We start from the raw sequence: 24131 nt of genomic DNA on the forward strand, positions 1-24131 counted from the left end.
GGTCAACTGTGGGAGCGAGCTTGCTCGCGATGGCGGCCTTGAATTCACTGCAAATCAACATTCAGAAACAATTGAGCAGCCGTTCAGTTGCCCTCTCAACTGTTCCCGTTACGTTTACGTCACCGTGAAGCTGTGGCCTTTCTCTACGGCAACATGCCATCACGCTACTCGGCTACACACTTTTTCCCTTGAAAGGACCGCACCAATCAGGTGCAACCTTTTAAGCCTGCGCCCTTTCCTGGACCAGAATCCACGGCGAAACAACCACGGCCCACAACTGCGGATCACGCTCAAAAAGATCCAGCGCCCGCGTCTCAGACAGCTTGGCAAGCTTGTCAGCGGCCAGCCAGGCAGCCACTTTCTCCCCTTCATCCTGAGCCACTGCCTCAGCGGCGGCGATCAGATCCAGGCCAGGATCGACCCACAATAGGGCACCCTTGGCGAAGAACGGCTCCAGCTCTTTCCAGGTAATAGATGCAGTTTCACCAAGCAGCTTGGCATAGAGGGTGCTAGGTTCTTGATTCATGGGACTGTCCGGAAAAGTAATCGACGCGAATGATAACGTCGGTGGTCTGGCAGAAAAACCCGGATGCAATTGAGTGACCGAAATGAAAAGCGCAGGAAAGCCAGGGAATGCACTGAATCCRGCTATAAGCCCTTCAACACCCCGCCGCAATTCTGTCTTTTTCTTTCAATAAAGCGACACTTGCAGGTTTTGTCCCCCGGCGCCGCCTTCCCAGGCTGACAATCGGCGCTCTACACTGTACCGGTACAGTTGCCGGGGGGCATTTCCGGGGGATGTCGTGGATATCTGACCCGGTTCTGCTGCCAACGGCGCCAGGACTATAAAAACTACAACAGTAAGAGTGGAGCACTATGACTAAGGCTACTAAGCAGATTTCCAAACTGTTTGCCGCTATGGTTCTGGCCGGGGTTGCCAGCCATTCGTTCGCAGCTGACACCATCAAGATCGGCATCGCCGGCCCTAAAACCGGCCCGGTCACTCAGTACGGCGACATGCAGTTCATCGGTGCCAAGATGGCCATCGAGCAGATCAACGCCAAGGGCGGCGTCGATGGCAAGATGCTCGAAGCCAAGGAATACGACGACGCGTGCGACCCTAAACAAGCCGTGGCCGTCGCCAACAAAGTGGTCAACGATGGTGTGAAATTCGTTGTCGGTCACCTGTGCTCCAGCTCCACCCAACCGGCTTCGGACATCTACGAAGACGAAGGCGTGATCATGATCACCCCTGCTGCCACCAGCCCGGACATCACCGCACGTGGTTACAAAATGGTGTTCCGCACCATCGGCCTGGACAGCGCCCAGGGCCCTGCCGCCGGTAACTACATCGCCAACCACGTAAAACCGAAAATCGTTGCTGTGCTGCACGACAAACAGCAATACGGTGAAGGCATCGCCACTTCCGTGAAGAAAACCCTCGAAGGCAAAGGCGTCAAGGTTGCCGTGTTCGAAGGTCTCAACGCGGGTGACAAGGACTTCTCCTCGATCATCCAGAAGCTCAAGCAAGCCAACGTCGACTTCGTCTACTACGGCGGCTACCACCCGGAACTGGGCCTGATCCTGCGTCAATCCAAGGAAAAGGGCCTGAACGCCAAGTTCATGGGGCCTGAAGGTGTGGGCAACGACTCCATCTCGCAAATCGCCCAGGATGCTTCCGAAGGCCTGTTGGTGACCCTGCCGAAGTCTTTCGACCAGGACCCGTCCAACAAGGCGCTGGTTGAGGCGTTCGCCGCCAAGAAACAGGACCCGACCGGCCCGTTCGTGTTCCCGGCCTACTCGGCCGTCGAAGTGATCGCCGAAGGTATCAAGACCGCCAAGAGCGAAGACACTGCCAAGGTGGCTGAAGCCATTCACAAAGGCACCTTCAAGACTCCGACCGGCGACCTGTCGTTCGACGAAAAGGGCGACCTGAAAGACTTCAAGTTCGTGGTTTATCAGTGGCATTTCGGTAAACCAAAGACCGAAGTTTCGCCTCAGTAAACTGGCTCCATAAGTAATAGAGCCCACTGCGCAAGCAGTGGGCTTTGTTTTACGAGGTTAATGGGTCAGAGTCCCGCGATCCGGGAGCTGACTTACCTGAAAATCTTAAAACCGTCACCAGCGGTTCGCTGGCAAACGCTCGTGCGAAGGTGGCTACAGACCACACAGCCCGGGCCGGAACATGACTCCACCAGTGAAATGCGTATCAGGTTTTTAGGAGCGTTGTAATGCCTGAGATCTATCACTTCTTCCAACAGCTGGTTAATGGTCTGACCATTGGCAGCACCTATGCCCTGATTGCCATTGGCTACACAATGGTTTACGGCATTATTGGAATGATCAACTTCGCCCATGGCGAGGTCTACATGATCGGCTCCTACGTGGCCTTCATCGTCCTTGCCGGACTGGCCATGCTAGGTATCCATTCTCTGCCACTTTTGATGACCGCCGCATTCCTGGCGACCATCGTTGTAACCAGTGCCTACGGCTACAGCATCGAACGGATCGCCTACCGCCCTCTGCGGGGCAGTAACCGCCTGATCCCGCTGATCTCGGCCATTGGCATGTCGATCTTCCTGCAAAACTCCGTACTGCTCTCGCAGGACTCCAAGGACAAATCGATCCCCAACCTGATTCCGGGCAGCTTCAGTTTCGGTCCGGGCGGAGCACAGGAAGTGCTGATTTCCTACATGCAGATCCTGGTGTTCGTTGTGACCCTGGTGGTGATGCTCTGCCTCACCCAGTTCATCTCGCGTTCACGCTTGGGACGTGCCTGCCGGGCCTGTGCCGAAGACATCAAGATGGCCAACCTGCTGGGCATCAACACCAACAACATCATCGCCCTGACCTTCGTTATCGGTGCCGCCCTGGCGGCCGTGGCGGCTGTATTGCTCAGCATGCAGTATGGCGTGATCAACCCGAACGCCGGATTCCTGGTGGGCCTCAAGGCCTTTACCGCGGCGGTACTGGGTGGCATCGGCAGCATTCCGGGCGCCATGCTCGGTGGTCTGGTGCTGGGGGTGGCGGAAGCATTCGGCGCCGATATATTCGGTGACCAGTACAAGGACGTAGTGGCTTTCGGCCTTCTGGTTCTGGTGTTGTTATTCCGGCCAACCGGCCTGTTGGGGCGTCCGGAGATTGAGAAAGTATGACTAGGAATCTTAAACAAGCGCTGTTCAGCGCCCTGCTGGTCTGGGCCGTGGCCTATCCGGTACTCGGTCTGAAACTGTCCATCGCCGGCATCAACCTCGAAGTACTGGGTGCCAGTACCTCCACGCTGTTCATCATCACCGCCAGCTCGGTGCTGATGTTCCTGCGGGTGCTGTTCGACAAGCAGTGGAGCACCATGATGAAGTCAGCGCCGAAAGGCTCGCTGGTTTCGCCGAAGGTCAGCCACTTCATGACCCTGCCCAGCACCCAACGCTGGATCATCATGGGGCTGATTGTGGTCGCTCTGGTGTGGCCGTTCTTCGGCTCGCGCGGTGCGGTGGATATCGCCACGCTGATTCTGATCTATGTGCTGCTCGGTCTGGGTCTGAACATCGTGGTCGGTCTGGCGGGGTTGCTCGACCTGGGCTACGTCGGTTTCTACGCGGTGGGTGCCTACAGCTATGCGCTGCTGTCGCACTACTACGGCCTGAGCTTCTGGATCTGCCTGCCCATCGCCGGACTGATGGCTGCGACGTTCGGCTTCCTGCTGGGCTTCCCGGTACTGCGTCTGCGCGGTGACTATCTGGCGATCGTGACCCTGGGCTTCGGTGAGATCATCCGTCTGTTCCTGCGTAACCTGACAGACCTCACGGGCGGACCGAACGGCATCAGCAACATCCCCAAACCGTCGCTGTTCGGCCTGAGCTTCGATAGAACGGCCGCCGAAGGCATGCAGACCTTCCACGAGTACTTCGGCCTGACTTACAACCCGGTCAGCAAGGTGGTATTCCTCTACCTGGTGGCGCTGTTGCTGGCGCTGTTCGCGCTGTTCGTGATCAACCGTCTGCTGCGTATGCCGATCGGCCGTGCCTGGGAAGCCTTGCGTGAAGACGAAATCGCCTGCCGTGCCTTGGGCCTGAACCCGACCGTGATCAAGCTGTCGGCCTTCACCCTGGGCGCCTGCTTCGCCGGATTTGCCGGTAGCTTCTTCGCCGCACGTCAGGGTCTGGTGACACCGGAGTCATTCACCTTCATCGAATCGGCCACCATCCTCGCCATCGTGGTGCTGGGCGGCATGGGCTCGCAATTAGGCGTGGTCCTCGCGGCCGTCGTAATGATTCTGTTGCCCGAGCTGATGCGTGACTTCAGCGAATACCGCATGTTGATGTTCGGTGCCTTGATGGTGCTGATGATGATCTGGCGTCCTCAAGGTCTGCTGCCCATGCAACGTCCTCACATGGAGCTGCGTAAATGAGCCGCGAGATCCTTAAAGTAGAAAATCTGAGCATGCGCTTCGGCGGTTTGCTGGCGGTCAACGGCGTAGCCCTGAGCGTGAAGGAAAAGCAGGTCGTGGCACTGATCGGCCCCAACGGCGCCGGCAAGACCACCGTGTTCAACTGCCTGACCGGCTTCTACAAGCCGAGCGGCGGCAGCATCCTGCTGGACGGAGAGGCCATCGAGGGCCTGCCCGGCCACAAGATCGCCCTCAAAGGCGTGGTGCGTACTTTCCAGAACGTGCGGCTGTTCAAGGACATGACCGCGGTCGAGAACCTCTTGATCGCCCAGCACCGTCACCTGAACACCAACTTCCTGTCCGGCCTGTTCAAGACCCCGTCATTTCGCAGAAGCGAACGCGAGGCCATGGAGTACGCCGAGTACTGGCTGGAAAAGGTTCACCTCAAGGAGTTCGCCAACCGTCCGGCCGGCACCCTGGCCTACGGTCAGCAACGTCGTCTGGAAATCGCCCGCTGCATGATGACCCGCCCGCGGATCCTCATGCTCGACGAACCGGCCGCCGGCCTGAACCCGAAGGAAACCGAAGACCTCAAGGCGCTGATCAGTTTGCTGCGTGAAGAGCACAACGTCACCGTGCTGCTGATCGAGCACGACATGAAACTGGTCATGAGCATTTCCGACCACATCGTCGTGATCAACCAGGGCACCCCCCTGGCCAACGGTACGCCGGAACAGATCCGCGACAATCCTGAAGTGATCAAAGCCTACCTGGGGGAAGCGTAAATGCTGCAGTTCGAAAACGTTTCCACCTTCTACGGCAAGATCCAGGCCCTGCACAGCGTCAACGTCGAAGTCCGTCAGGGCGAGATCGTGACCCTGATCGGCGCCAACGGTGCCGGCAAGTCGACCCTGCTGATGACGCTCTGCGGTTCGCCGCAGGCCCACAGCGGCAGCATCCGCTACATGGGTGAGGAACTGGTCGGCCAGGACTCCTCGCAGATCATGCGCAAGAGCATTGCCGTGGTGCCGGAAGGTCGTCGGGTGTTTTCCCGCCTGACCGTGGAAGAAAACCTCTCCATGGGTGGTTTCTTCACCGACAAGGGCGATTATCAGGAACAGATGGACAAGGTCCTCGGACTTTTCCCACGCCTGAAAGAACGCTTCGCCCAGCGTGGCGGCACCATGTCCGGCGGCGAACAGCAAATGCTCGCCATCGGCCGTGCGCTGATGAGCAAGCCCAAGCTGTTGCTGCTCGACGAGCCGTCGCTGGGCCTGGCACCGATCATCATCCAGCAGATCTTCGACATCATCGAACAGCTGCGCAAGGATGGTGTGACCGTGTTCCTGGTCGAGCAGAACGCCAACCAGGCGCTGAAAATCGCTGACCGCGCCTACGTTCTGGAGAACGGCCGGGTGGTGATGCAAGGCACCGGCGAAGCACTGCTGACCGACCCGAAAGTGCGCGAAGCGTACCTCGGCGGTTGAGCCATTGCGGTAAACAAAAAACGGCCTTCGGGCCGTTTTTTTATGCCTGCCACTATCTCACCAACAAAGAGATCCCTGTGGGCGAGTGGTGGATTACAACCGATCCAGCACCTCCCCACTGCGCTTGAACCACCCGATCAAATAATCTGCCAGTACCTGCGTGCGCTTGGGCAATCCGCCCTGATACGGATGCACCAGGTACATCGGCATGCTGCGGGTCTGATAATCGCGCAGGAGCCATCGCAAACGCCCGTCGGCCAGTTCTGTTGGCAAACAGTAGGATGGCAGGCGCGCAATACCGGCACCGACCAGTGCGGCTTTCTTCAAGAGGTTGTAGTGGTTGCTGGCGAACGGCCCTGACACCCGCACCCGCAACAACTCGTGCTGCTGGTGATACAGCCATTCTTCGCGGCCACTGTAATGGCTATTGAGCAGGCAGCGATGTTCGGCCAGCTCCTGGGGTGTCAACGGTTCACCGTATTGCTCCAGATAGGCCGGGCTGGCACAGGTCAGTTCTTGCCACGCCAGCAACGGACGCGCCACCAGTCGCTGGTCAATGGCCACGTCGGAGCGAATCGCCAGGTCGAAGCCGTCACGCGACAGATCGCGGTAGCTGTTGTTGAGCTCCAGCTCGATCTGCACCTGGGGATACTTGGCGGAGAACTCCAGCAACAGGCCATCGAAGAAGGTTTCCCCGAGCGATACCGGCACCGTCATCCGCACCGGGCCGGCCATGTCGTCCTTCAGACGTGCCAGGGCCTGGCGCGCCCGTTCGACTTGCACCACCAGCGCCTGGGCCTGGGGCAACAACGCAGCACCGGCCGCGGTCAGGCTCAAACGGCGGGTGGTACGCTGCAACAACACCACGGAAAACTGCGCTTCCAACTGGCTGATGCGCTTGGACAGCTGGCCTTTGCTGCAACCCAGTTGCTGCGCCGCCAGGGTGAAGCTTCCCGCTTCGATCAATACGGCGAACGCGGCCAGGTCATCCATTTCGCTCATGGATTGTTTCCATTTGAAAACCAAAGGTTGCCTATTAGTGCGCTTATCTACAGAAAAATCCACCCTAAACTGATACCTCGTTCAACCCACAATGAGGATCAGCCTCCATGAAAATTCTTTTGATCGGCGCAGGCGGCACCATCGGATCGGCTATCGACAAAGAACTGTCGCCACGTCACGAAATCATCCGCATCGGTCGCACCAGCGGCGACCTCCAGGTGGACATCAGCGACAGCGCCTCGATTCGCAAACTGTTCGAACAGACCGGCAAATTCGACGCAGTGGTGTGCGCCGCGGGCAACGTGACCTTTGCCCCGCTTAATGAGATGACCGAAGAGAGCTTTGCCCTGGGCCTGAAAGACAAGCTCATGGGCCAGGTCAACCTGCTGTTGATCGGCCGCGAGTTCGCCAATGACGGCGCATCGTTCACCTTCACCACCGGCGTACTCAGCCACGATCCGATCTACAGCGGTGCCTCGGCAGCACTGGTCAACGGTGCACTGGACAGCTTCGTCCGCGCTGCCGCCATCGAACTGCCCCGCGGCCTGCGTGTGAATTCGATCAGCCCGAACGTCCTGATCGAAGCCATGGGCAAATACGCGCCGTACTTCCGTGGCTTCAAGCCGGTTCCTGCGGCGGATGTGGCTTTGGCCTACGCCAAGAGCGTGGAAGGGTTGCAGACCGGTCAGACCTTTCACATCTGAAGACCAAAGCACACAGGTTGTACCAGTGCCTGTACAAAGTGGAGGCAATAACGGGTTGTGATGAACGGTCAGGCTAAGTAACGTGGCGGCACTTGTCAGGAGACCCCAAGATGCGTGTTGCCCGTTCCTTAGTCCTCGTTGTCCTGCTTCCGCTGTTCGCCGCTTGCCAGTTGTTCGAGGGCGAACGGCAGAGCGCCTCCCATGTCGGCCAGACACGCATGCAAGGTCAGTTGACCGCGGCGGACGGCAAACTGCTGTTCCAACCGTGCAACCAGACAAACCGCTACGTGGTCAACGACACGGGCGGCACCAGCGTCCTGCAGCAGGCTGCAAGCCTGGCGGACAAGCAGGGCAAGCTGTTTGCCGACGTGCGCGGGCGGGTTGTGGCCGGCAGCGGCGGTGACGGCCAGCTCGATCTGGAGCAGTTGTACCGCGTCGAGCGCTCGGGCACCGCGTGCGACGATCCGAATTTCAAACTGCTGATCCTGCGCGCCGCCGGCCACACCCCGGAGTGGAGCGTAAAAGTCAGCGGCAAAGGCATGGTCCTCGACCGGGCCGGCCAGCCGCCGTTAGCCGTGCCTTACGTCGAGGAGCAACTGGGCGATGGCCGTTTCAACCTCAGCACCGAAGCCAACAACCAGCACATCGAACTGTGGGTTGCACCACAACGTTGCGTCAACAGCAGCACCGGCAGCATCCAGCACATGAGCGCCGAACTGCGCATCGACGGCCAGGTGCAGCGCGGTTGCGGGTATTTCGGCGGATCGCGCGACGACTGATCGTTTAAGCCTCACAGGCCTGCGCCTTTGAGGCTTATAATCGCGGGCTTCAAACGCCCTGGCGCAGTTGTGCGCCCCGCGAACCGGATCCCGCCATGTTACGAATCACCGAACTCAAGTTGCCGATCGACCATCCCGAAGAAGACCTGCGCCCTGCCATCGTGCAGCGCTTAGGGCTTGCCAGCGATGACCTGCTCGATTTCACCTTGTTCAAGCGCAGCTACGATGCGCGCAAAAAGTCCTCCGAACTGTGCTTCATCTACACCATCGACCTTGAAGTTCGCGACGAGGCGGCGGTGCTGCACAAGTTCGCCGACGACCGTAACGTCAACGTGGCACCGGATGTCAGCTACAAAGCGGTAGGCCAGGCACCGATCGACCTGAGTGCGCGTCCGATCGTCGTCGGCTTCGGTCCGTGCGGGATTTTCGCCGGGCTGCTGCTGGCACAAATGGGCTTCAAGCCGATCATCCTCGAACGCGGCACCGAAGTACGCCAGCGCACCAAGGACACCTGGGGCCTGTGGCGTAAAAGCGTGCTCAACCCGGAATCCAACGTGCAGTTCGGCGAAGGCGGCGCGGGGACATTCTCCGACGGCAAGCTCTACAGCCAGATCAAGGACCCGAAATTCCTCGGTCGCAAAGTCCTGCACGAATTCGTCAAGGCCGGTGCCCCGGAAGAAATCCTCTACGTCAGCAAGCCGCACATCGGTACGTTCCGTCTGACCGGCGTGGTGGAAAACATGCGTGAGCAGATTCGCGCCCTCGGCGGTGAGGTGCGCTTCCAGCAGCGTGTCACCGACGTGTTGATCGAGAACGGCCAACTGGTCGGCGTCGAGCTCAACGGTGGCGAGCAGATCCACTCCAAACATGTGATCCTCGCCCTCGGCCACAGCGCCCGCGACACCTTCCGCATGCTCCACGGCCGTGGCGTGTACATGGAGGCCAAGCCGTTCTCGGTGGGTTTCCGCATTGAGCACCCGCAGTCGCTGATCGACCGTGCGCGCCTGGGCAAGTACGCCGGCCACCCGAAACTGGGCGCAGCCGACTACAAACTGGTGCACCACGCCAAGAACGGCCGTTCGGTCTACAGCTTCTGCATGTGCCCGGGCGGCACCGTGGTGGCAGCGACTTCCGAGCCGAACCGCGTCGTCACCAACGGCATGAGCCAGTACTCGCGTAACGAGCGCAATGCCAACTCCGGGATCGTCGTCGGCATCACCCCGGAAGTCGACTATCCGGGCGGCCCGCTGGCCGGTATCGAGTTGCAGGAACGCCTGGAGTCCCATGCATTCGTGCTGGGCGGCAGCAACTACGAAGCGCCGGCGCAACTGGTCGGCGATTTTATCGCGGGCAAACCGTCCACCGAACTGGGCAGCGTCGAGCCGTCCTATAAGCCGGGCGTAGCCCTGGGTGATCTGGCGCTGGCGCTGCCGGCGTTCGCCATCGAAGCGATTCGCGAAGCCTTGCCCGCATTCGAGAAGCAGATTCGTGGTTACTCGCTGCACGACGCGGTGTTGACCGGCATCGAGACCCGCACCTCCTCGCCGCTACGCATTACCCGTAACGAGTCGTTGCAGAGCCTGAACGTGAAGGGCTTGTTCCCGGCCGGTGAAGGCGCCGGTTATGCGGGCGGGATTCTGTCGGCGGGTGTTGACGGGATTCGCATTGCAGAGGCAGTGGCTCGGGATATCCTTGGCCTGGAAGCCTGATACCCGATCCCGGAAACAATGCAAAACCCTGTGGGAGCGAGCTTGCTCGCGATAGCGGTCAATCAGTCAGCACAAGTGTTGAATTTTAATCCGTCATCGTCGGAACGCCGCCCGGAGCAAGCTCGCTCCCACATTGGTATTCAGCGCCTTAGATATTGGCGCGCAGTACCGACGCCGGCAACGGCTCACCCCGCTCCACTGTCGCCGCTACCGCAGCCATCAAACCACTCAATTCATACCCCTGAGCCTTGAGCCAGTCCTGATCGTAATAGGTCGTGGCGTAGCGCTCGCCGCTGTCACACAGAATCGCCACCATCGACCCCGTCTCCCCCGCCGCCTTCATGTGCTGGGCGGCCATCAGTGCGCCGATCAGGTTGGTCCCGCTCGACCCGCCCACATGCCGTCCCAGACGCTCCGCCAGGTAGTGCATGGCCGCCAGCGACAAGGCATCCGGCACCTTGACCATCGCGTCGATCACCTTGGGCAGAAACGACGCTTCCACACGCGGCCGACCAATGCCTTCGATGCGCGAGCCGTGGTCCAGTCGCAGGTTGGCATCGCCGGTCTGGTAGTAATCGAAGAACACCGAACGCTCGGCATCGGCACACAGCACGCGGGTGCAATGTTGGCGATAGCGCACGTATCGGCCCAGGGTGGCCGTGGTGCCGCCGGTACCGGGGCTGGAAATCAGCCAGCTCGGCTCGGGATGCTGCTCGAAACGCATCTGCTGAAAGATCGACTCGGCAATGTTGTTGTTTGCCCGCCAGTCGGTGGCGCGCTCGGCGTAGGTGAACTGGTCGATGAAGTGTCCGTCATGTTCTCGAGCCAGACGCTCGGACTCGGCGTAGATCTGGGTTGGATCGTCCACCAGGTGGCTTTGGCCACCGTAGAAGGCAATTTGCGCGATCTTTTCCTTGGACGTGGTCGCCGGCATCACCGCAATGAATGGCAAGCCCAGCATACGCGCGAAGTACGCTTCGGAAATCGCCGTGGAGCCGCTGGAAGCTTCAATGACGGGCGCGCCGGGCTTGAGCCAGCCGTTACACAGCGCATAAAGGAACAACGAACGGGCCAGGCGGTGCTTGAGGCTGCCCGTGGGGTGGCTGGACTCATCCTTGAAGTACAACTCGATGCCCGGAAAACCCGGCAGCGGCAAGGGGATCAAGTGGGTGTCGGCGCTGCGCTGGAAATCGGCTTCGATGATCCGGATCGCTTCGCGGGACCACTGTCGGTTGTCGCTCATGATGGTTTTCTCATTGAATCGGGCAGGAGTCGGCCTTTTAACAAGGCTCATCCAACAAGCTTAGGAAAAAACCTACATCCAGCACAGGTACAGCTGAAGTCCAATACGCCCTGCAACTGCTAGGCTCAGCTCGGTACAGGCGGATTACTCTGTAACGACATATAACAAAAAAGAATATAACTTTTGTTTTAACAACTAACAGTACTTGTTAGGGTGTAACACCTTTTGAATTCACAGATGGAGAGCGACCTTGCCTCTGCGTAGCACTTTCACGCGTTTCTTTCAGTTGGAAGCTGCCAGCGGTCTGTTACTGATCGCTGCTGCCGTTCTGGCTCTAATCATCAACAACTCGTCGCTGTCGTGGCTGTACAACGGCCTGCTGGACACCCCCGTGGTGGCCCAGATCGGCGCGCTGAAAATCGCCAAGCCGTTGCTGCTGTGGATCAACGATGGCCTGATGGCGCTGTTCTTCCTGCTGATCGGCCTGGAAGTGAAGCGCGAAGTCCTCGACGGCCAGTTGTCCAAACCGTCGCAAATCGTCCTGCCCGGTGCCGCCGCCATTGGTGGCATGGTGGTGCCGGCGCTGATCTACTGGTACCTCAATCGTGACACGCCACCAGCCCTCAACGGCTGGGCCATCCCGACCGCCACCGACATCGCCTTCGCCCTTGGCGTACTGGCGTTGCTGGGCAAACGGGTTCCGGTCTCGCTGAAACTGTTCCTGATGACCCTGGCGATCATCGACGACCTCGGCGCGATCATCATCATTGCGATCTTCTATTCCGGCGCGCTGTCGACCCTGTCCCTGGCGCTGGCCGCAGCCTGTATTGCGGCACTGATCGGGATGAACCGGCTTGGCGTGGTCAAGCTCGGGCCGTACATGATCATTGGCTTGATCCTCTGGGTCTGCGTGCTCAAGAGCGGTGTCCACGCCACGCTGGCCGGCGTGACCCTGGCGTTCTGCATTCCGCTGCGCACGAAAAATGCCGAACCTTCGCCATTGCTGACCCTGGAACACGCCCTGCACCCGTGGGTCGCCTACGGCATTCTGCCGCTGTTCGCGTTTGCCAATGCCGGCTTGTCCCTGAGCGGTATCACCGTCGAAAGCTTCACTCACCACGTCCCCATGGGCATCGCCATCGGGCTGCTGCTAGGCAAGACCGTCGGTGTCCTCGGCCTGACCTGGCTGGCCGTGAAAACCGGTATCGCCGCCCTGCCCCAAGGCGCCAATTGGGGCCAGATACTGGGCGTGGCGATTCTCTGCGGCATTGGTTTCACGATGAGTCTGTTTGTCGGCTCGCTGGCCTTTGAGCCGGGCGTGAGTGATTTCGCCGGGATGGACCGCATGGGGATCTTGACCGGTTCGATTCTGGCGGCGCTGATCGGTTATGTGGTGACAGCGATGGCGAGCCGCAAGAGCTCCAGCCTGACATCCTGATAAACCGCGATAACGCCTGGCACCAATCAAGACTCACCGCAGCTGAAAAACAAAAAACCCGATCAGTCACCTGATCGGGTTTTTTGTTTATCCGGTGTTTGCGCTTAGTGCGAAACGCGGCTGGTGCCATTCACACTTGCGATGCGCACACGCTCGCCAACACGGAACACCTCGTTCGGCTGAACTTCCTGAACGTAGGCGCGCATGCTGCCATCGTCTTCGCGCACAGTGATTTCCACGCCCTGGGTGCGGGTCAGGCCTTCTTCAGCAGCCGAACCGAGCAGGCCGCCGGCGACTGCGCCGATGACCGCAGCCACGACGCTGCCTTTGCCGCCACCGATGGAGCTGCCGCCAACGCCGCCGACCACTGCGCCAGCAGCGCCGCCGATCGGGGTTTTGGTGCCTTCGATTTTCACCGGACGCAATGCTTCGATGGTGCCCATGCGAACGGTCTGCACGCGACGCGCCTCGTCACGGGAGTAGGAGTCACCGGTCAGGCTCGATTGGCAACCAGTGAGCAACATCGCCATCGTGGAAAAGGAAGCAACCAGCAGAACAGACTTACGCATAGCATCAACTCCAAAGAAACAGATGTTCATTAAACTCCGCAGCTTGACGCCTGTCACGGCACCGCCCGGGTAAAATTGGTTTGATTCAGGCCCCGTTAAGGCGCCTCAACGAACTCACACAGTAGCGGCGAAATCGGAAAACTTCCCCATTGGCCAAGGATTTTCATGGACTACTTTATCATTTTCGTTACTACCATCGCTGGACTGTATTTCCACTGGTGGCTGTACGTACGGATAAAACGCTGGATGGACCGCGACCTGGCGCTAGCGCTGGCGGGCAAGGATGAGCAGAAAAAAGCCTTCATGCTCGAACGGTTGGCGAGCGCTCAGGCGCAGAAGATCAAGCGTCGAGACCTGCCGAAGTGGCTGGAGGCCGCTGCGGCAGGTTATCCCGGTCGGTAGACTGCTCAGGGTGCCAGACGCTCAAGAATCCAGCCGGCGCCCTGCTGGCGGTAATTGAGGCGGTCGTGCAGGCGGCTTGGGCGGCCCTGCCAGAATTCGATGCGCTCCGGTAGCAGGCGATAACCGCCCCAGTGTTCCGGGCAATGCGGCTGGGTCTCGCTGAAACGTTGCTCGGTGTCCTTGAGCAGCGCTTCGAGTTCGCCACGACCGGCGATCACACGGCTCTGCGGCGATGCCCAGGCCCCCAGGCGACTGCCCAGCGGACGGACTTGATAATAGGCGTCGGACTCTTCAGGCGTCACCTTCACCACCCGCCCTTCGATGCGCACCTGGCGCTCCAGCGCCGGCCAGAAAAACGTCATGGCCGCGAACGGATTCGCGGCCAGGTGCTGACCCTTGGCGCTTTCGTAGTTGGTGAAAAAGGTGAAGCCCTGTTCGTCCAGGCCCTTGAGCAACAGAATGCGACAGTGCGGTCGACCGTCCCGGTCAACGGTGGCCAGGGTCATGGCGTTGGCTTCCACCGGTGCCTGTTCGGTTTTCACCGCGTCGGCGAACCACTGGTGGAACAGCGTAAACGGCTCGGCCGGGGCTTGCGCCTCGGTCAGGCCATCACGGGTGTAGTCACGACGCATATCAGCCAGGCCCTGGGTCATGGCGCATTCCTTTTGGTTAACGAATCACTGCTTTGCAGTATCGGTGGCGGCGCCTTTCTTGTCAGCCGCGGAGGCTTTGGCTGGCGTGGTCTTTTTCGCCGGCGTTGCGGTTTTCGCAGGTGATTTCTTGGCCGGTGCTTTTTTCGCTGGCGCTTTTTTCGTGGTCGGGACCGTCGCTTTTTTCGCAGCTGGGGCCGGTGTCACAGGCTTGGCGACCGGCTTGACGTCAGCGGCAGTGACCCTGGTCACAGGGGCCGGCGCCGGCATGTTGTACTTGCTCAGCAGTGCGGCCATGGTGTTTTGCTGGGTCACCAGCAGCTCCACGCGGCGGTTCAACGCACGCCCTTGCACGCTGTCGTTGGCGGCGCGCGGCGCATCACCGCCCAGGCCACGCAGCATCAGGCGATCACGCTGTAAACCACTGAGACGGAAAATCGCCGCAACGGCCTGGGCACGCTCCTGGCTCAGTTTGACGTTCGCAGGCGCCGCGCCGGACGTATCGCTGTGGCCGAGGATCAAAACAGCAGTCTTTGGATCGGCTTCAAGGATTTTGGCAACGCGGGTAAACGGACCGAGTGTGACCGGCAGCAGCATGGCCGGACGATCAGGGTTGAACGAACCTTCGACCGGCGCAGTCACCACCAGCACGTTTTCGCGGCGCTCGAGTTGCATGTTGCTGCCCTTGACCGCCTCGCGCAGACGCGGTTCGTAGTCGTCAAGCCAGGCCTGGGTGACTTTTGGATCTGGCATCGGCACAGCTTTGGCGGCGCTCTGCTCGCTACCGCCGAACGGCCAGTACCACTTGCTGCCGCTATCGGTTTCGGCCTTGGCCACCGCAACAGGTTTGACTGCAGGCTTCACCTCCGGCTTGACCACGGGCTTGCCGACGCTCTCGTCGGAACCGAACGGCCAGTACCAGTGGCTGCCGCTTTCAGTCTTGGTGACAGGTGCCGTCGCGTCTTTCTGTGGAGTCTGTGCGCAACCGGTAATAGCGAAGCACAGGGCCAAGGCGAGGGTTTTATTGGATGACATTGGATTTCCACAAAAATGAAGTCAAAAAAATCAGGCCAGATTGGCCGGTATAAACAGACGGTTTGAAACTGAAAAGGTTATCGGGTTCCAGCCCTGGAACCCGATAGCCGCTTTTACAGACAAGTGGCCAGAACCCGCACCAGCTTTTGCGCGCGTGGGTCCATCAAGACGTAAGGTCCCAGGGTATTTGTCACAAATCCGAAGGCCACATCGTGCTCCGGGTCAGCAAAACCGATGGAGCCGCCAGCGCCCGGATGACCAAACGCCCGCGGGCCAAGGCCGAAGGTGGCATTGGCAACGTCCGGTTGATCGAGCATGCAACCCAGACCGAAACGGGTCCGGGTCAGTAAAGTCTTGTCCTCGCCGAGGCTGTGCTCGCGAGTCAGTTCATCGAGCATTTCGCTTTCCAGCAGGCTGCCATCGAGCAGGCCGGCGTAGAACCCGGCCAGACTGCGGGCATTGCCATGGCCATTGGCGGCCGGCTGTTGCATGCGTCGCCACTCGGGTTTGTTGGTGCTGGTCATGATCGACGGCGGGTTGGTGAACGCCCGGGTCGTCATGGCCGTTGGTTCACGCATGGTCACTTGCAGCAGGCGCTGGGCGGCGGCATCGCCGACATTGCCCTTGCCGCGGGCAATGTGCGCCACGCGATGGAACTCTTCGTCGGCCAGGCCGACATGGAAGTCCAGGCCCAACGGTTTGGCGACCCGCGCGACAATGGATTCCCCCGGTCCACGACCGTCGGCACGGCGCAGCAATTCGCCGACCAGCCAGCCATAAGTGATCGCCGCATAACCGTGGCCTTCGCCAGGCGTCCACCACGGCGCTTCGGCAGCCAGAGCGTCGACCATGGTTTGCCAGTCGTAAAGGGCTTCGGGGGCCAGCAACTCGCGCAACGCCGGAAGACCGGCCTGATGGCAGAGCAATTGTCGCAGGGTCACGGACGCTTTGCCGGCGGCGGCAAATTCGGGCCAGTAGCGCGCGACCGGGGCATCCAGTTGCAGCTTGCCTTCGGCCACCAGTTGCAGCGCGGTGACGGCAGTAAAGGTCTTGGTGCAGGAGAACAGGTTGGCGATGGTGTCGCTGTGCCAGGCCTCGGCCCCGTCCTTGTCGGCAGTGCCGGCCCACAGATCGACGACGGTTTCGCCACCGACCTGAATGCACAACGCTGCGCCACGCTCCTGGGTTTCGTCGAACAGCGCCGCGAACGCCTCTCGCACCGCTTCGAACTTAAGCTCGTAATGACCCTGAATCTGCACCCGCAACTCCCCGGATTAACGCTCTACAAAGTGGCGGGCATTGTTCCAGCCCTTGAGGGTTTTGGGAACAGGATTGGGCTGGATGGTTGTGGCAAGCCCCCTCGCCACAGGGTTTCAGCGATTAATGACCTTTGCCGGAATGCCCACCAGCGCCCTTCCCCGGCCCCTTGCCGGCCTCGGCCTTGCGACCGCCCTCGGCGTCGTGGCTGGCTTTGTCGGCGGCGGCCGCAGCCTTCTCGGCCTCTTTGCCCAATTGCTCGACTGTCGTCAGGTTGCTCTTGCGCACGCTGTCGACAAAGCCCTGGAACGGCAGATCAGTAATGCCCACCAACCCGAAGTGACCGTTTTCACCGTCAAGCAAGCGCCCGGTAACCGGTTGATCGAGGTACTGGAACCAATGCACGCCAACAATCGATGGCTCGCTCAAGGCCTGCTTGAGGAAGTTGGCGTACGCCGGACCGCGGTCCTCCTCCTTCACCAGCGGTGTGACGCCGCCCCAGAACGGCCCACGATCAGCCGAGCCGAAATTGAACTCGGTGATCAGCACCGGTTTGTCCAGACTGCGCAGTTTGGCGAAGTCGTAACCATCCTGGGGTTGCAGGGTGTACATGTTGAAACTCAACACGTCGCAATACTGGGCGCAGGACTCCACGGCTTCCGGCGTGCTGATGGCGAAACGGCCGCCGAGCAGCAGCTGGTTCGGCGCGTGCCATTTAAGTGAGTCGGAGATGGTCTTGAAATAAGTGTCGGCAAAGACCTTCTGGAAGTATTTGAAGTCAGCTTCGATTTCCGGGTGCTCGGCGCTCGGGAGCGGCGGTACAAACCCCGGATCTTCCATCAGCTCCCAGGCCGGCAGATCAATGCCCCAGGCTTTCGACAAGCCAGCCTGGTTACGGTACTTGTCACGCAGTTGCTTGAGGAACGCGCGCTTGGCCGGCACGTCGGTGGTCATTTTCAAAGTGCCGTAGGCCAAGGCATATCGGGCTTTCGGGTCATCGCCGGGACCGGCCCAGGCCAGTTCGTTGTCGGCGTAGTAACCAATCAGCCACGGATCGTCACGATGATCGCGGGCGGCGATGGCCACGGCACGTTCGGTGGCCATGGCGAAACGCGGGTCGAACGGGTCGGGCATGCCGCCCCACCAGTCGGTACCGGTGCTGATGCTGGCGTAGTCACCGACGATCGACAGCGGCAAGGTGTACGGCACGCGATCAGCGTTGCCCAGTACGGGGGCGCTCCAATTGCCAATGGTGTTGAAGCCCCAGGCCTGCAAGCGATCAAGGGTGTGACTGGCCCAGCGTTGTTCGTCGAACAGCGCATTGCACGGTTCGACAGGTTTTTGCTCAGCGACTTTCGCTTCTGTCGCTTCGGTCTTGGCCGCTTCGGCGACACCGGCCTTGGTATCGCTACCCTTCGCGCACGGATCGCCATACAGGCGTTGCAGGTTGGCACCGTAGAAGTCGTACCAGCGCCCGGCATTGTAGCCGCGCCCTTGATCGGCACCGTTACCGCCACGGTTGTCACCCTCGCCGTAGTGGCTGGCCAGGGCCTCGTCAGCCTTGGGCAGGGATTCGAACATCCACTCGCGACCGGCAACGTAGGTCTGGTTGACATCCGGGGCCACGGTATTGACCCCTAGGGAATAGAACGGATGCCCCTCGGGCGTCACCAGATACCAGCGACCGTTACGCTTCTCCGTGCGGAAAAAGCCGCTGGCCTTGAATGACGGGCCTTTGGTCAAACCACCGAATTTGTCCAGGGAAGACTTGTCGCGCTCGGCGAGCCAGGTTTTCAGTTGCTGCTGCTCCTTGCCGGCAACGCCTTTCAGTTGTTCATCGCTGCTGATTTTTTCCGGCCATTTGGCCCGGGTCGACTGGCCATATGCATCCACCAATCCGCCATAGACGGCTTGGGTGACCGACTCGCTGTCCTGCACACCAAAGCGCTCCAGCAGGATGCTTTGCGCGGCTTTCGGCTGGTCCATCGACAAGCTCACCGACACCACCTGGCTGCGATCCAGTTCCCCAGCGCTACTGGCCAGCAACACACGCTGCCCCTCGACGGTCATCGGCATCGGCGGGCCGGCCTTCATGCCCTGGTTCAGCGGTGATGTCGCTTGCAGCGGCACCAACAGGGTTTGCGCAGGCCCCGCCGGCAGATCGACGCGGCTGACCAGCGTCTTGCCGTCGTTGCTCTGGATCGTCACGTACAAGGTCAAGGCCCAGTTCATCGCGCTCTGGATCCGCAGGCTCATGACGCCCGACTGCGACCAGTCCCAGGCACCGGTTTGCGGGGTCAGACGCAACGTCGGCCGGGCGACCGGGTTGAACGTCACCCGGCGCAGCACTTCGCCCTCGGGGGTTTGCTCGGCGTTGGATTGCGGCAGGCTGGCGTCCTGAGTCGCCACCTGGACCACGTCGGCGGGGCGCACAAAGTTGAACAGAGTCTGCGGGCTGGCGGGAGCGGCCAGCAGAGGTGTTGCGAACATCAGGGCAAAAACGGCAGGCAACGAACGGCAAATCATGAGAACGAAATTCTCCCTAACGACCTTCAATGGGCCAGTGGAAAAGCGATGGCAGAGAGATAGACAACGCGGTGGGCAAAACTGCCCACCGGTGTTTCAGGAAATTTCTCGACGGAACGGCGGCAACGCGTTGAGGATGGCTTTGCCATAGCGCTGGGTCACCAGGCGCCGGTCGAGCAAGGTGATGGTGCCGCGGTCTTCTTCGGTGCGCAGCAAGCGACCGCATGCCTGGACCAGTTTCAGCGAGGCATCCGGCACGGAGATTTCCATGAACGGATTGCCGCCCCGGGCTTCGATCCATTCGGACAGCGCCGCTTCGACCGGATCATCAGGTACCGAGAATGGAATCTTGGCAATGACCACGTGCTCGCAATAGGCACCGGGCAAGTCGACCCCTTCGGCGAAGCTCGCCAGGCCGAACAGCACGCTGGAATCCCCGCCATCGACCCGCGCCTTGTGCTTGTTCAGGGTTTCCTGCTTCGACAGGTTGCCCTGAATGAACACTTGCTTGCGCCAGTCGCGGTCCAGGCCATCGAACACGTCCTGCATCTGTTTACGCGAGGAAAACAGCACCAGCGTGCCCCGCGAGCCTTCGACCAACTCAGGCAAATCACGAATGATCGCAGCAGTATGCGCCGCGGCATCACGGGGGTCGGCGTTCAGATTCGGCACCCGCAACACACCGGCGTCGGCGTGATGGAACGGGCTTGGCACCACCGCCGTCACGGCTTTTTTCGGCAGGCCGGCACGCATGCGGAAGCGGTCGAAGGTGCCGAGGGCAGTCAGGGTCGCCGAGGTCACCAGGCAGCCATAAGCCACGTTCCACAGGTTGCGGCGAAGCATTTCCGCCGCGAGGATGGGGCTTGCGTTGACCTCGATGTCGAACAGCGAACCGCTTTCGGCCAGGGTCAGCCAGCGCGCCATCGGCGGGTTGTCCTCCGGGTCTTCGACGGTGAAGGCGGTCCACAACTCCCAGTTGCCGGAAGAACGCGACAGCAGGCTGCCGAACAGCGGATACCACTCTTCGGCCTGGTTGCTGGCGATGCCAATGTTGACCTCGCCGTCCATGCCTTCCTTGAGCAACTCGGTCAGGCGGGTGAACAGATCGGTCAGCCGTGCGAAGCCTTTCTTCAGTTCGATGCCCATTTCACGCATGTGCTCGGGAATCACCCCGCCGACAAATCGGTGACGCGGGCGCTCGCGGCCTTCAACGTCTTCGCCGGGTTTGAAATCGGCAATCTGCTCGCACGCGGTAAACATGAACTGCTGCTGGGTCTTGATCTCCCGCGCCAGCTCCGGCACCTGCTCGATCAACTTGCCCAGGTCCCCCGGCAGCGGGTGCTGGGCCAGAAGCTTGGTGAGGTTCTTGGCGGTGGTTTCCAGCCAGTCGGCGGTGGAGCGCAGGCGCGTGTAATGGGCGAAGTGGCCGATGGCCTTGTCTGGCAGGTGATGGCCTTCGTCGAACACGTAGATGGTGTCGCGCGGGTCCGGCAGAACCGCGCCGCCGCCCAGGGCCAGGTCGGCCAGGACCATGTCGTGGTTGGTGACGATCACATCGACCTTGCCCATGCCTTCGCGGGCCTTGTAGAAGGCGCACTGGCCGAAGTTCGGGCAATGCCGGTTGGTGCACTGGCTGTGATCGGTGGTCAGGCGCGCCCAGTCGGCGTCTTCCAGGGCGGTGGACCAACTGTCGCGGTCGCCGTCCCACTTATTGCCGGCGAGCTTCTCGATCATGCTGGTGAACAGCTTCTGGCTGGCCTCGTCGACCTCGATCTTGAAACCTTCTTCTTCGAACAACTGCGCGGTGGCGGTCTGTGCGTGACCTTCCTGGAGCAACATGTCGAGCTTGGACAGGCACATGTAGCGCCCGCGGCCCTTGGCCAGGGCGAAGCTGAAGTTCAGCCCGCTGTTGCGCATCAGGTCGGGCAGGTCCTTGTAGACGATCTGCTCTTGCAGGGCCACGGTAGCCGTGGCGATAACCAGACGCTTGCCGGCGGCCTTTGCCGTGGGAATCGCCGCCAGGCTGTAGGCCACGGTCTTGCCGGTACCGGTGCCGGCTTCCACCGCGACTATCGCGGGGTCGCCACTGCGCCGGCCTTCGTCGTCGGTGTCAATGTCACCCAGGACCTTGGCAACTTCGGCGATCATCAGGCGTTGGCCATAACGCGGCTTGAGGCTCTTGGCTTCGAGAAAACGCGAGTAGGCGCCCTGGATCGTGGTTTTGAGTTCGGTGCTGATCATGGATTGTCGGGCGCAAAAAACGCTGGATAAATTTTCAGTGGTTCGGATCGCCGCTATCATACCCCGCTAATTAATCCCGCGCAGAACGGAGTATCCCAATGACACCTTTTAGCCTCATTTATAGCCTGCATGTACTGGCCGCCCTGGTCTGGGTCGGCGGCATGTTTTTCGCCTGGATGGTCTTGCGTCCCGCGGCGATCACGGCACTGGAGGGCCCTGCCCGGCTGAAGCTGTGGGTAGAAGTGTTTCAAGGTTTTTTCCACTGGGTCTGGGTGGCGGTGGTGCTGTTGCCAGTCAGCGGCGTGGGTATGCTGCACATGCATTTCAATGGTTTTGAAGCCGCGCCGCGTTATGTGCAGGTGATGATGGGTTTGTATGTGGTGATGACCGCGCTGTTTATCCGCATTCAGGCGCTGATGCTGCCGGAACTGCGTACCGCCGTGGCCGAGCAGGATTGGCCCGCGGGAGCCAGTGTACTTGGGCGGATTCGCCAGTTGGTGGGGATCAATCTGCTGGTGGGGTTGGCTGTGGTGGCGATAGCGGCGGCTCGGCCGATGTTCTAAAGCAAATGTAGCCGGAGGGGCTTTTGTGGCGAGGGGGCTCGTCGGAACGCCGCATCGCCCCGTTCGGCTGCGAAGCAGTCGTAAAACCAGACACCGCTAACCTTCAGCAGTATTGCGATTGCCGGAATTGGGGCCGCTTCGCGGCCCAACGGGGGCAAGCCCCCTCGCCACAATTCACCTCACCGACAACTCCGGTGATGCTTACAAATGCTGCACAGTCACCGAACCCGCCGCACCTTCAGGCCCCGGCTGCCCGTCGGCGCCAGGCTTACCGCTCTTGCCGCCATCAGTCTTGTAAATCAGGCAGCCCTTAGCCTTGCCCCCCGCACCTGGTTTGCCGCCAGGGCCGGCCAGGCCACCGGCACCGCCAGCCACCTGAACCTTGATCCGGTCTGCCGGGAAGTCGTGCGGAACCGCCAGTCTAACCAGCGCCCCCGGCGCCCCCGGCTGACCATTGCTGCCATCACTGCCATCGGCACCGCGACCCGCCTGACCCCAGGTGCAGCCCGGTTCCTGGCCGTTGGCCCCATCGAGACCAATAAACCCCGGTGCGCCCGCACCACCACGAGCATCAACGATTAATTGTGGTGCGTTGAGTGCCTTGATCTGCAAATCAAGGTTGCGCCCGGATCGAGCGGCCTTCTGGTAAGTCCCGGGGGCGCCACGGGCGGTGATCTGGCTGCCTTCGGACAAGTCGGCCCGACGGACCTTCAGCGCCAGCGCCTGCTCCCCCGGCACGATGGCGATGCGCGCTTCACGCCCCAGATGCAACTCACCCACAGTGACTTCGGTCACGTTCGAGGGAATCAGCAAGGTGCCGTAATCGGCCACTTCCAGGCGTTCCAGTTGCAGGGTGCTGGCGGTGTTGGGCAAGCGCATCAGCGAGTTGGGTTCGACACTCACCACCTGTGCGCAGGCCAATGGACTGATGAGTGCCGCGAGCAGACAGAGTTTACGCATGGGAAGCCTTCGAAGCGGTGGGGGCTGGAATGGTTTGCAGGTGGAATACGCCGAAAATGACGATCTTCAGACGGTCAAGCCAGGGATGGGCGCGACCTCGGAGGCTGCGATAGCACAGCAACGCTTCCAGCAGATGGATAAACCCCAACAGGCTGCCGGCCAGATTGACCAACGGGTGCAGCGGAAAGACGAATGGCGTGAGCAGATTGACCAGCACCACCGACCAGAACAGCAGGGTCAATAACCGCCCCAGCCCCCATAAGACTTTCATACGCTCCCCCGATGAGAATTATTGTTTGCGCGCACAGTAACGGCTTCCACGCGGGATAAGCCAGAGGGCAACGGAAAAATCTTCATGTAGGCCGCCGAACGGCCGTCGCAGTGATCACACCTTTCGCCCGACGGCTCTATCTCTTGGCTCAGCGGTTTATATGCAGGTCCACGCGACGGTTTTTCGCACGGCCTTCTTCTGTTTCGTTATCGGCAATCGGTTGGCTCGCGCCCTTGCCTTCGCTGGTGACTTTGTTCGGCGCGACACCCTGGCTCAACAGGTATTCCGCCACGCTGCTGGCACGCCGCTCCGACAAGGCCTGGTTATAGGCATCCGAACCGACGCCGTCGGTATGGCCGACCACCTTGATACTGACCACATCGGCATCCTCGAACTTGCTCATCAAGGCGTCCAGTTGACTCTTCGCCGTCGGGGTCAGGTCGGATTGATTGAAGGTAAACAGTACATCGCTCAGAGTGATGACTTCGGATTGCGCAGGCTCGGATTTGACGCTGGCCGGATACTGCGGCGCCAGGCAACCGCGATGGTCGACCGGGGTATTGGCAGGTGTTTCAGGGCAACGGTCACGTCGGTCGAAAACGCCGTCGCCGTCTTCGTCGCCATCCTGGGCATAACAGATCAAGCCGCCGGACAAGATACCCAGCGCCGCCCCACCCGCGGCCCAACCGCCACTCTCGATTGCGCCCAGACCACCACCGACGAGGCCGCCGATGAGGCTGCAAATTGGCCAGGTTCGTTGATTGAGGGGGGCAGTGCCATCGCTGTGGGTCGCACAGCCGGTCAAGAGGCTGCCAAGTAGCAGAACCGGCAGGACGGTCCTTGAGAGAACGATCATATTGAAAGCTCCTGTGTCACCGGCCAATACCGGTTACACAGGAGTAAAGACC

23 protein-coding genes are annotated in these 24131 nt (G+C 60.6%); 11 read left to right on the plus strand and 12 right to left on the minus strand.

Features of this window, described 5'->3' with window-relative positions:
* Positions 1-220: 220 nt before the first annotated feature.
* A complete protein-coding gene (locus AC1D1M_RS23175) occupies positions 221-526 on the minus strand; it encodes a DUF2288 domain-containing protein (RefSeq protein ID WP_046043985.1) in 306 nt (101 codons plus the stop codon).
* A 350-nt stretch (positions 527-876) separates the two neighbouring features.
* On the opposite strand from AC1D1M_RS23175, the gene AC1D1M_RS23180 reads away from it, so the two are divergent.
* The 5 genes from AC1D1M_RS23180 to AC1D1M_RS23200 all read left to right on the plus strand — a co-directional run bounded on the left by AC1D1M_RS23180 (position 877) and on the right by AC1D1M_RS23200 (position 5874).
* Positions 877-2004, plus strand: a complete 1128-nt coding sequence (locus AC1D1M_RS23180) for a branched-chain amino acid ABC transporter substrate-binding protein (RefSeq protein WP_046043983.1) — start codon at positions 877-879, stop codon at positions 2002-2004.
* 227 nt (positions 2005-2231) lie between these two features.
* Complete coding sequence (gene livH / locus AC1D1M_RS23185) at positions 2232-3155, plus strand: high-affinity branched-chain amino acid ABC transporter permease LivH (protein WP_046043982.1); 924 nt, start codon at positions 2232-2234, stop codon at positions 3153-3155.
* Positions 3152-4408, plus strand: coding sequence for a high-affinity branched-chain amino acid ABC transporter permease LivM (locus AC1D1M_RS23190; protein ID WP_413424486.1), 1257 nt, complete (start codon positions 3152-3154; stop codon positions 4406-4408). The genes livH and AC1D1M_RS23190 overlap by 4 nt, the downstream gene beginning before the upstream one ends.
* Positions 4405-5172, plus strand: a complete 768-nt coding sequence (livG, locus tag AC1D1M_RS23195) for a high-affinity branched-chain amino acid ABC transporter ATP-binding protein LivG (protein ID WP_477777406.1) — start codon at positions 4405-4407, stop codon at positions 5170-5172. The genes AC1D1M_RS23190 and livG overlap by 4 nt, the downstream gene beginning before the upstream one ends.
* On the plus strand, positions 5173-5874 hold the full coding sequence (locus AC1D1M_RS23200) for an ABC transporter ATP-binding protein (RefSeq protein ID WP_046043979.1): 702 nt from the start codon (positions 5173-5175) through the stop codon (positions 5872-5874).
* Between the two features lie 93 nt (positions 5875-5967).
* Here AC1D1M_RS23200 and AC1D1M_RS23205 read toward each other — a convergent pair whose 3' ends face one another.
* On the minus strand, positions 5968-6876 hold the full coding sequence (locus AC1D1M_RS23205; protein WP_477777407.1) for a LysR family transcriptional regulator: 909 nt from the start codon (positions 6874-6876) through the stop codon (positions 5968-5970).
* A 107-nt stretch (positions 6877-6983) separates the two neighbouring features.
* Here AC1D1M_RS23205 and AC1D1M_RS23210 point away from each other — a divergent pair, with 107 nt between their 5' ends.
* The 3 genes from AC1D1M_RS23210 (at position 6984) to AC1D1M_RS23220 (ending at position 10068) form a co-directional block, all read left to right on the plus strand.
* Positions 6984-7580: a short chain dehydrogenase gene (locus AC1D1M_RS23210; RefSeq protein WP_477777408.1), complete on the plus strand. Its 597-nt coding sequence runs from the start codon at positions 6984-6986 to the stop codon at positions 7578-7580.
* 110 nt (positions 7581-7690) lie between these two features.
* Positions 7691-8359: a COG3650 family protein gene (locus AC1D1M_RS23215; protein ID WP_477777409.1), complete on the plus strand. Its 669-nt coding sequence runs from the start codon at positions 7691-7693 to the stop codon at positions 8357-8359.
* A 95-nt stretch (positions 8360-8454) separates the two neighbouring features.
* Positions 8455-10068, plus strand: a complete 1614-nt coding sequence (locus AC1D1M_RS23220) for an NAD(P)/FAD-dependent oxidoreductase (protein WP_477777410.1) — start codon at positions 8455-8457, stop codon at positions 10066-10068.
* Positions 10069-10216: 148 nt separating this feature from the next.
* Here the strand turns inward: AC1D1M_RS23220 and AC1D1M_RS23225 are convergent, their stop codons facing one another.
* The gene (locus AC1D1M_RS23225; RefSeq protein WP_477777483.1) at positions 10217-11314 is read right to left on the minus strand and encodes a PLP-dependent cysteine synthase family protein; all 1098 of its coding nucleotides are present in this window, start codon (positions 11312-11314) and stop codon (positions 10217-10219) included.
* Positions 11315-11561: 247 nt separating this feature from the next.
* Here AC1D1M_RS23225 and nhaA point away from each other — a divergent pair, with 247 nt between their 5' ends.
* A complete protein-coding gene (gene nhaA / locus AC1D1M_RS23230) occupies positions 11562-12749 on the plus strand; it encodes a Na+/H+ antiporter NhaA (RefSeq protein WP_477777411.1) in 1188 nt (395 codons plus the stop codon).
* Positions 12750-12853: 104 nt separating this feature from the next.
* Here the strand turns inward: nhaA and AC1D1M_RS23235 are convergent, their stop codons facing one another.
* The gene (locus AC1D1M_RS23235) at positions 12854-13318 is read right to left on the minus strand and encodes an outer membrane lipoprotein (RefSeq protein ID WP_007992400.1); all 465 of its coding nucleotides are present in this window, start codon (positions 13316-13318) and stop codon (positions 12854-12856) included.
* 165 nt (positions 13319-13483) lie between these two features.
* Here AC1D1M_RS23235 and AC1D1M_RS23240 point away from each other — a divergent pair, with 165 nt between their 5' ends.
* The gene (locus tag AC1D1M_RS23240; RefSeq protein WP_477777412.1) at positions 13484-13720 is read left to right on the plus strand and encodes a hypothetical protein; all 237 of its coding nucleotides are present in this window, start codon (positions 13484-13486) and stop codon (positions 13718-13720) included.
* Positions 13721-13725: 5 nt separating this feature from the next.
* On the opposite strand, the gene pdxH is transcribed toward AC1D1M_RS23240, so the two are convergent.
* The 5 genes from pdxH to dinG form a co-directional block, all read right to left on the minus strand.
* Positions 13726-14373, minus strand: a complete 648-nt coding sequence (gene pdxH, locus AC1D1M_RS23245) for a pyridoxamine 5'-phosphate oxidase (protein WP_477777413.1) — start codon at positions 14371-14373, stop codon at positions 13726-13728.
* Positions 14374-14397: 24 nt separating this feature from the next.
* A complete protein-coding gene (locus AC1D1M_RS23250) occupies positions 14398-15405 on the minus strand; it encodes an OmpA family protein (RefSeq protein ID WP_477777414.1) in 1008 nt (335 codons plus the stop codon).
* Positions 15406-15518: 113 nt separating this feature from the next.
* Positions 15519-16664, minus strand: coding sequence for a serine hydrolase domain-containing protein (locus tag AC1D1M_RS23255; RefSeq protein ID WP_477777415.1), 1146 nt, complete (start codon positions 16662-16664; stop codon positions 15519-15521).
* A gap of 121 nt (positions 16665-16785) precedes the next feature.
* Positions 16786-19188 (minus strand): beta-galactosidase, encoded by a 2403-nt coding sequence (locus tag AC1D1M_RS23260; RefSeq protein WP_477777416.1) that lies wholly within the window; start codon positions 19186-19188, stop codon positions 16786-16788.
* A gap of 96 nt (positions 19189-19284) precedes the next feature.
* Positions 19285-21429, minus strand: a complete 2145-nt coding sequence (dinG, locus tag AC1D1M_RS23265; RefSeq protein ID WP_477777417.1) for an ATP-dependent DNA helicase DinG — start codon at positions 21427-21429, stop codon at positions 19285-19287.
* A 98-nt stretch (positions 21430-21527) separates the two neighbouring features.
* Between dinG and AC1D1M_RS23270 the strand changes: the two genes are divergently transcribed.
* Positions 21528-21992 carry a CopD family protein gene (locus AC1D1M_RS23270; RefSeq protein WP_477777418.1) on the plus strand — a complete coding sequence of 155 codons (465 nt, stop codon included), beginning with the start codon at positions 21528-21530 and terminating at the stop codon, positions 21990-21992.
* 201 nt (positions 21993-22193) lie between these two features.
* Here the strand turns inward: AC1D1M_RS23270 and AC1D1M_RS23275 are convergent, their stop codons facing one another.
* The 3 genes from AC1D1M_RS23275 to AC1D1M_RS23285 form a co-directional block, all read right to left on the minus strand.
* On the minus strand, positions 22194-22952 hold the full coding sequence (locus AC1D1M_RS23275; protein ID WP_477777419.1) for a collagen-like protein: 759 nt from the start codon (positions 22950-22952) through the stop codon (positions 22194-22196).
* Complete coding sequence (locus AC1D1M_RS23280) at positions 22945-23223, minus strand: DUF1145 domain-containing protein (RefSeq protein ID WP_477777420.1); 279 nt, start codon at positions 23221-23223, stop codon at positions 22945-22947. Before AC1D1M_RS23280 ends, AC1D1M_RS23275 begins: the two co-directional genes overlap by 8 nt.
* Before the next feature lie 148 nt (positions 23224-23371).
* The gene (locus AC1D1M_RS23285; RefSeq protein ID WP_477777421.1) at positions 23372-24079 is read right to left on the minus strand and encodes a PA1041 family peptidoglycan-binding anchor lipoprotein; all 708 of its coding nucleotides are present in this window, start codon (positions 24077-24079) and stop codon (positions 23372-23374) included.
* Positions 24080-24131: the final 52 nt, after the last annotated feature.

Source organism: Pseudomonas sp. P1_F7 (genome assembly GCF_056405655.1).

What these genes read in the sequence shown, in the direction of transcription:
- AC1D1M_RS23190 (WP_413424486.1), top strand. Translation starts at nt 3,152, where the DNA reads ATGACTAGGAATCTTAAACAAGCGCTGTTCAGCGCCCTGCTGGTCTGG.
- AC1D1M_RS23175 (WP_046043985.1), bottom strand. Translation starts at nt 526, where the DNA reads ATGAATCAAGAACCTAGCACCCTCTATGCCAAGCTGCTTGGTGAAACT.
- AC1D1M_RS23215 (WP_477777409.1), top strand. Translation starts at nt 7,691, where the DNA reads ATGCGTGTTGCCCGTTCCTTAGTCCTCGTTGTCCTGCTTCCGCTGTTC.
- AC1D1M_RS23280 (WP_477777420.1), bottom strand. Translation starts at nt 23,223, where the DNA reads ATGAAAGTCTTATGGGGGCTGGGGCGGTTATTGACCCTGCTGTTCTGG.
- AC1D1M_RS23180 (WP_046043983.1), top strand. Translation starts at nt 877, where the DNA reads ATGACTAAGGCTACTAAGCAGATTTCCAAACTGTTTGCCGCTATGGTT.
- livG (WP_477777406.1), top strand. Translation starts at nt 4,405, where the DNA reads ATGAGCCGCGAGATCCTTAAAGTAGAAAATCTGAGCATGCGCTTCGGC.
- AC1D1M_RS23220 (WP_477777410.1), top strand. Translation starts at nt 8,455, where the DNA reads ATGTTACGAATCACCGAACTCAAGTTGCCGATCGACCATCCCGAAGAA.
- livH (WP_046043982.1), top strand. Translation starts at nt 2,232, where the DNA reads ATGCCTGAGATCTATCACTTCTTCCAACAGCTGGTTAATGGTCTGACC.
- AC1D1M_RS23200 (WP_046043979.1), top strand. Translation starts at nt 5,173, where the DNA reads ATGCTGCAGTTCGAAAACGTTTCCACCTTCTACGGCAAGATCCAGGCC.
- AC1D1M_RS23250 (WP_477777414.1), bottom strand. Translation starts at nt 15,405, where the DNA reads ATGTCATCCAATAAAACCCTCGCCTTGGCCCTGTGCTTCGCTATTACC.
- pdxH (WP_477777413.1), bottom strand. Translation starts at nt 14,373, where the DNA reads ATGACCCAGGGCCTGGCTGATATGCGTCGTGACTACACCCGTGATGGC.
- AC1D1M_RS23235 (WP_007992400.1), bottom strand. Translation starts at nt 13,318, where the DNA reads ATGCGTAAGTCTGTTCTGCTGGTTGCTTCCTTTTCCACGATGGCGATG.
- AC1D1M_RS23260 (WP_477777416.1), bottom strand. Translation starts at nt 19,188, where the DNA reads ATGATTTGCCGTTCGTTGCCTGCCGTTTTTGCCCTGATGTTCGCAACA.
- dinG (WP_477777417.1), bottom strand. Translation starts at nt 21,429, where the DNA reads ATGATCAGCACCGAACTCAAAACCACGATCCAGGGCGCCTACTCGCGT.
- AC1D1M_RS23210 (WP_477777408.1), top strand. Translation starts at nt 6,984, where the DNA reads ATGAAAATTCTTTTGATCGGCGCAGGCGGCACCATCGGATCGGCTATC.
- AC1D1M_RS23240 (WP_477777412.1), top strand. Translation starts at nt 13,484, where the DNA reads ATGGACTACTTTATCATTTTCGTTACTACCATCGCTGGACTGTATTTC.
- AC1D1M_RS23270 (WP_477777418.1), top strand. Translation starts at nt 21,528, where the DNA reads ATGACACCTTTTAGCCTCATTTATAGCCTGCATGTACTGGCCGCCCTG.
- AC1D1M_RS23205 (WP_477777407.1), bottom strand. Translation starts at nt 6,876, where the DNA reads ATGAGCGAAATGGATGACCTGGCCGCGTTCGCCGTATTGATCGAAGCG.
- AC1D1M_RS23275 (WP_477777419.1), bottom strand. Translation starts at nt 22,952, where the DNA reads ATGCGTAAACTCTGTCTGCTCGCGGCACTCATCAGTCCATTGGCCTGC.
- AC1D1M_RS23285 (WP_477777421.1), bottom strand. Translation starts at nt 24,079, where the DNA reads ATGATCGTTCTCTCAAGGACCGTCCTGCCGGTTCTGCTACTTGGCAGC.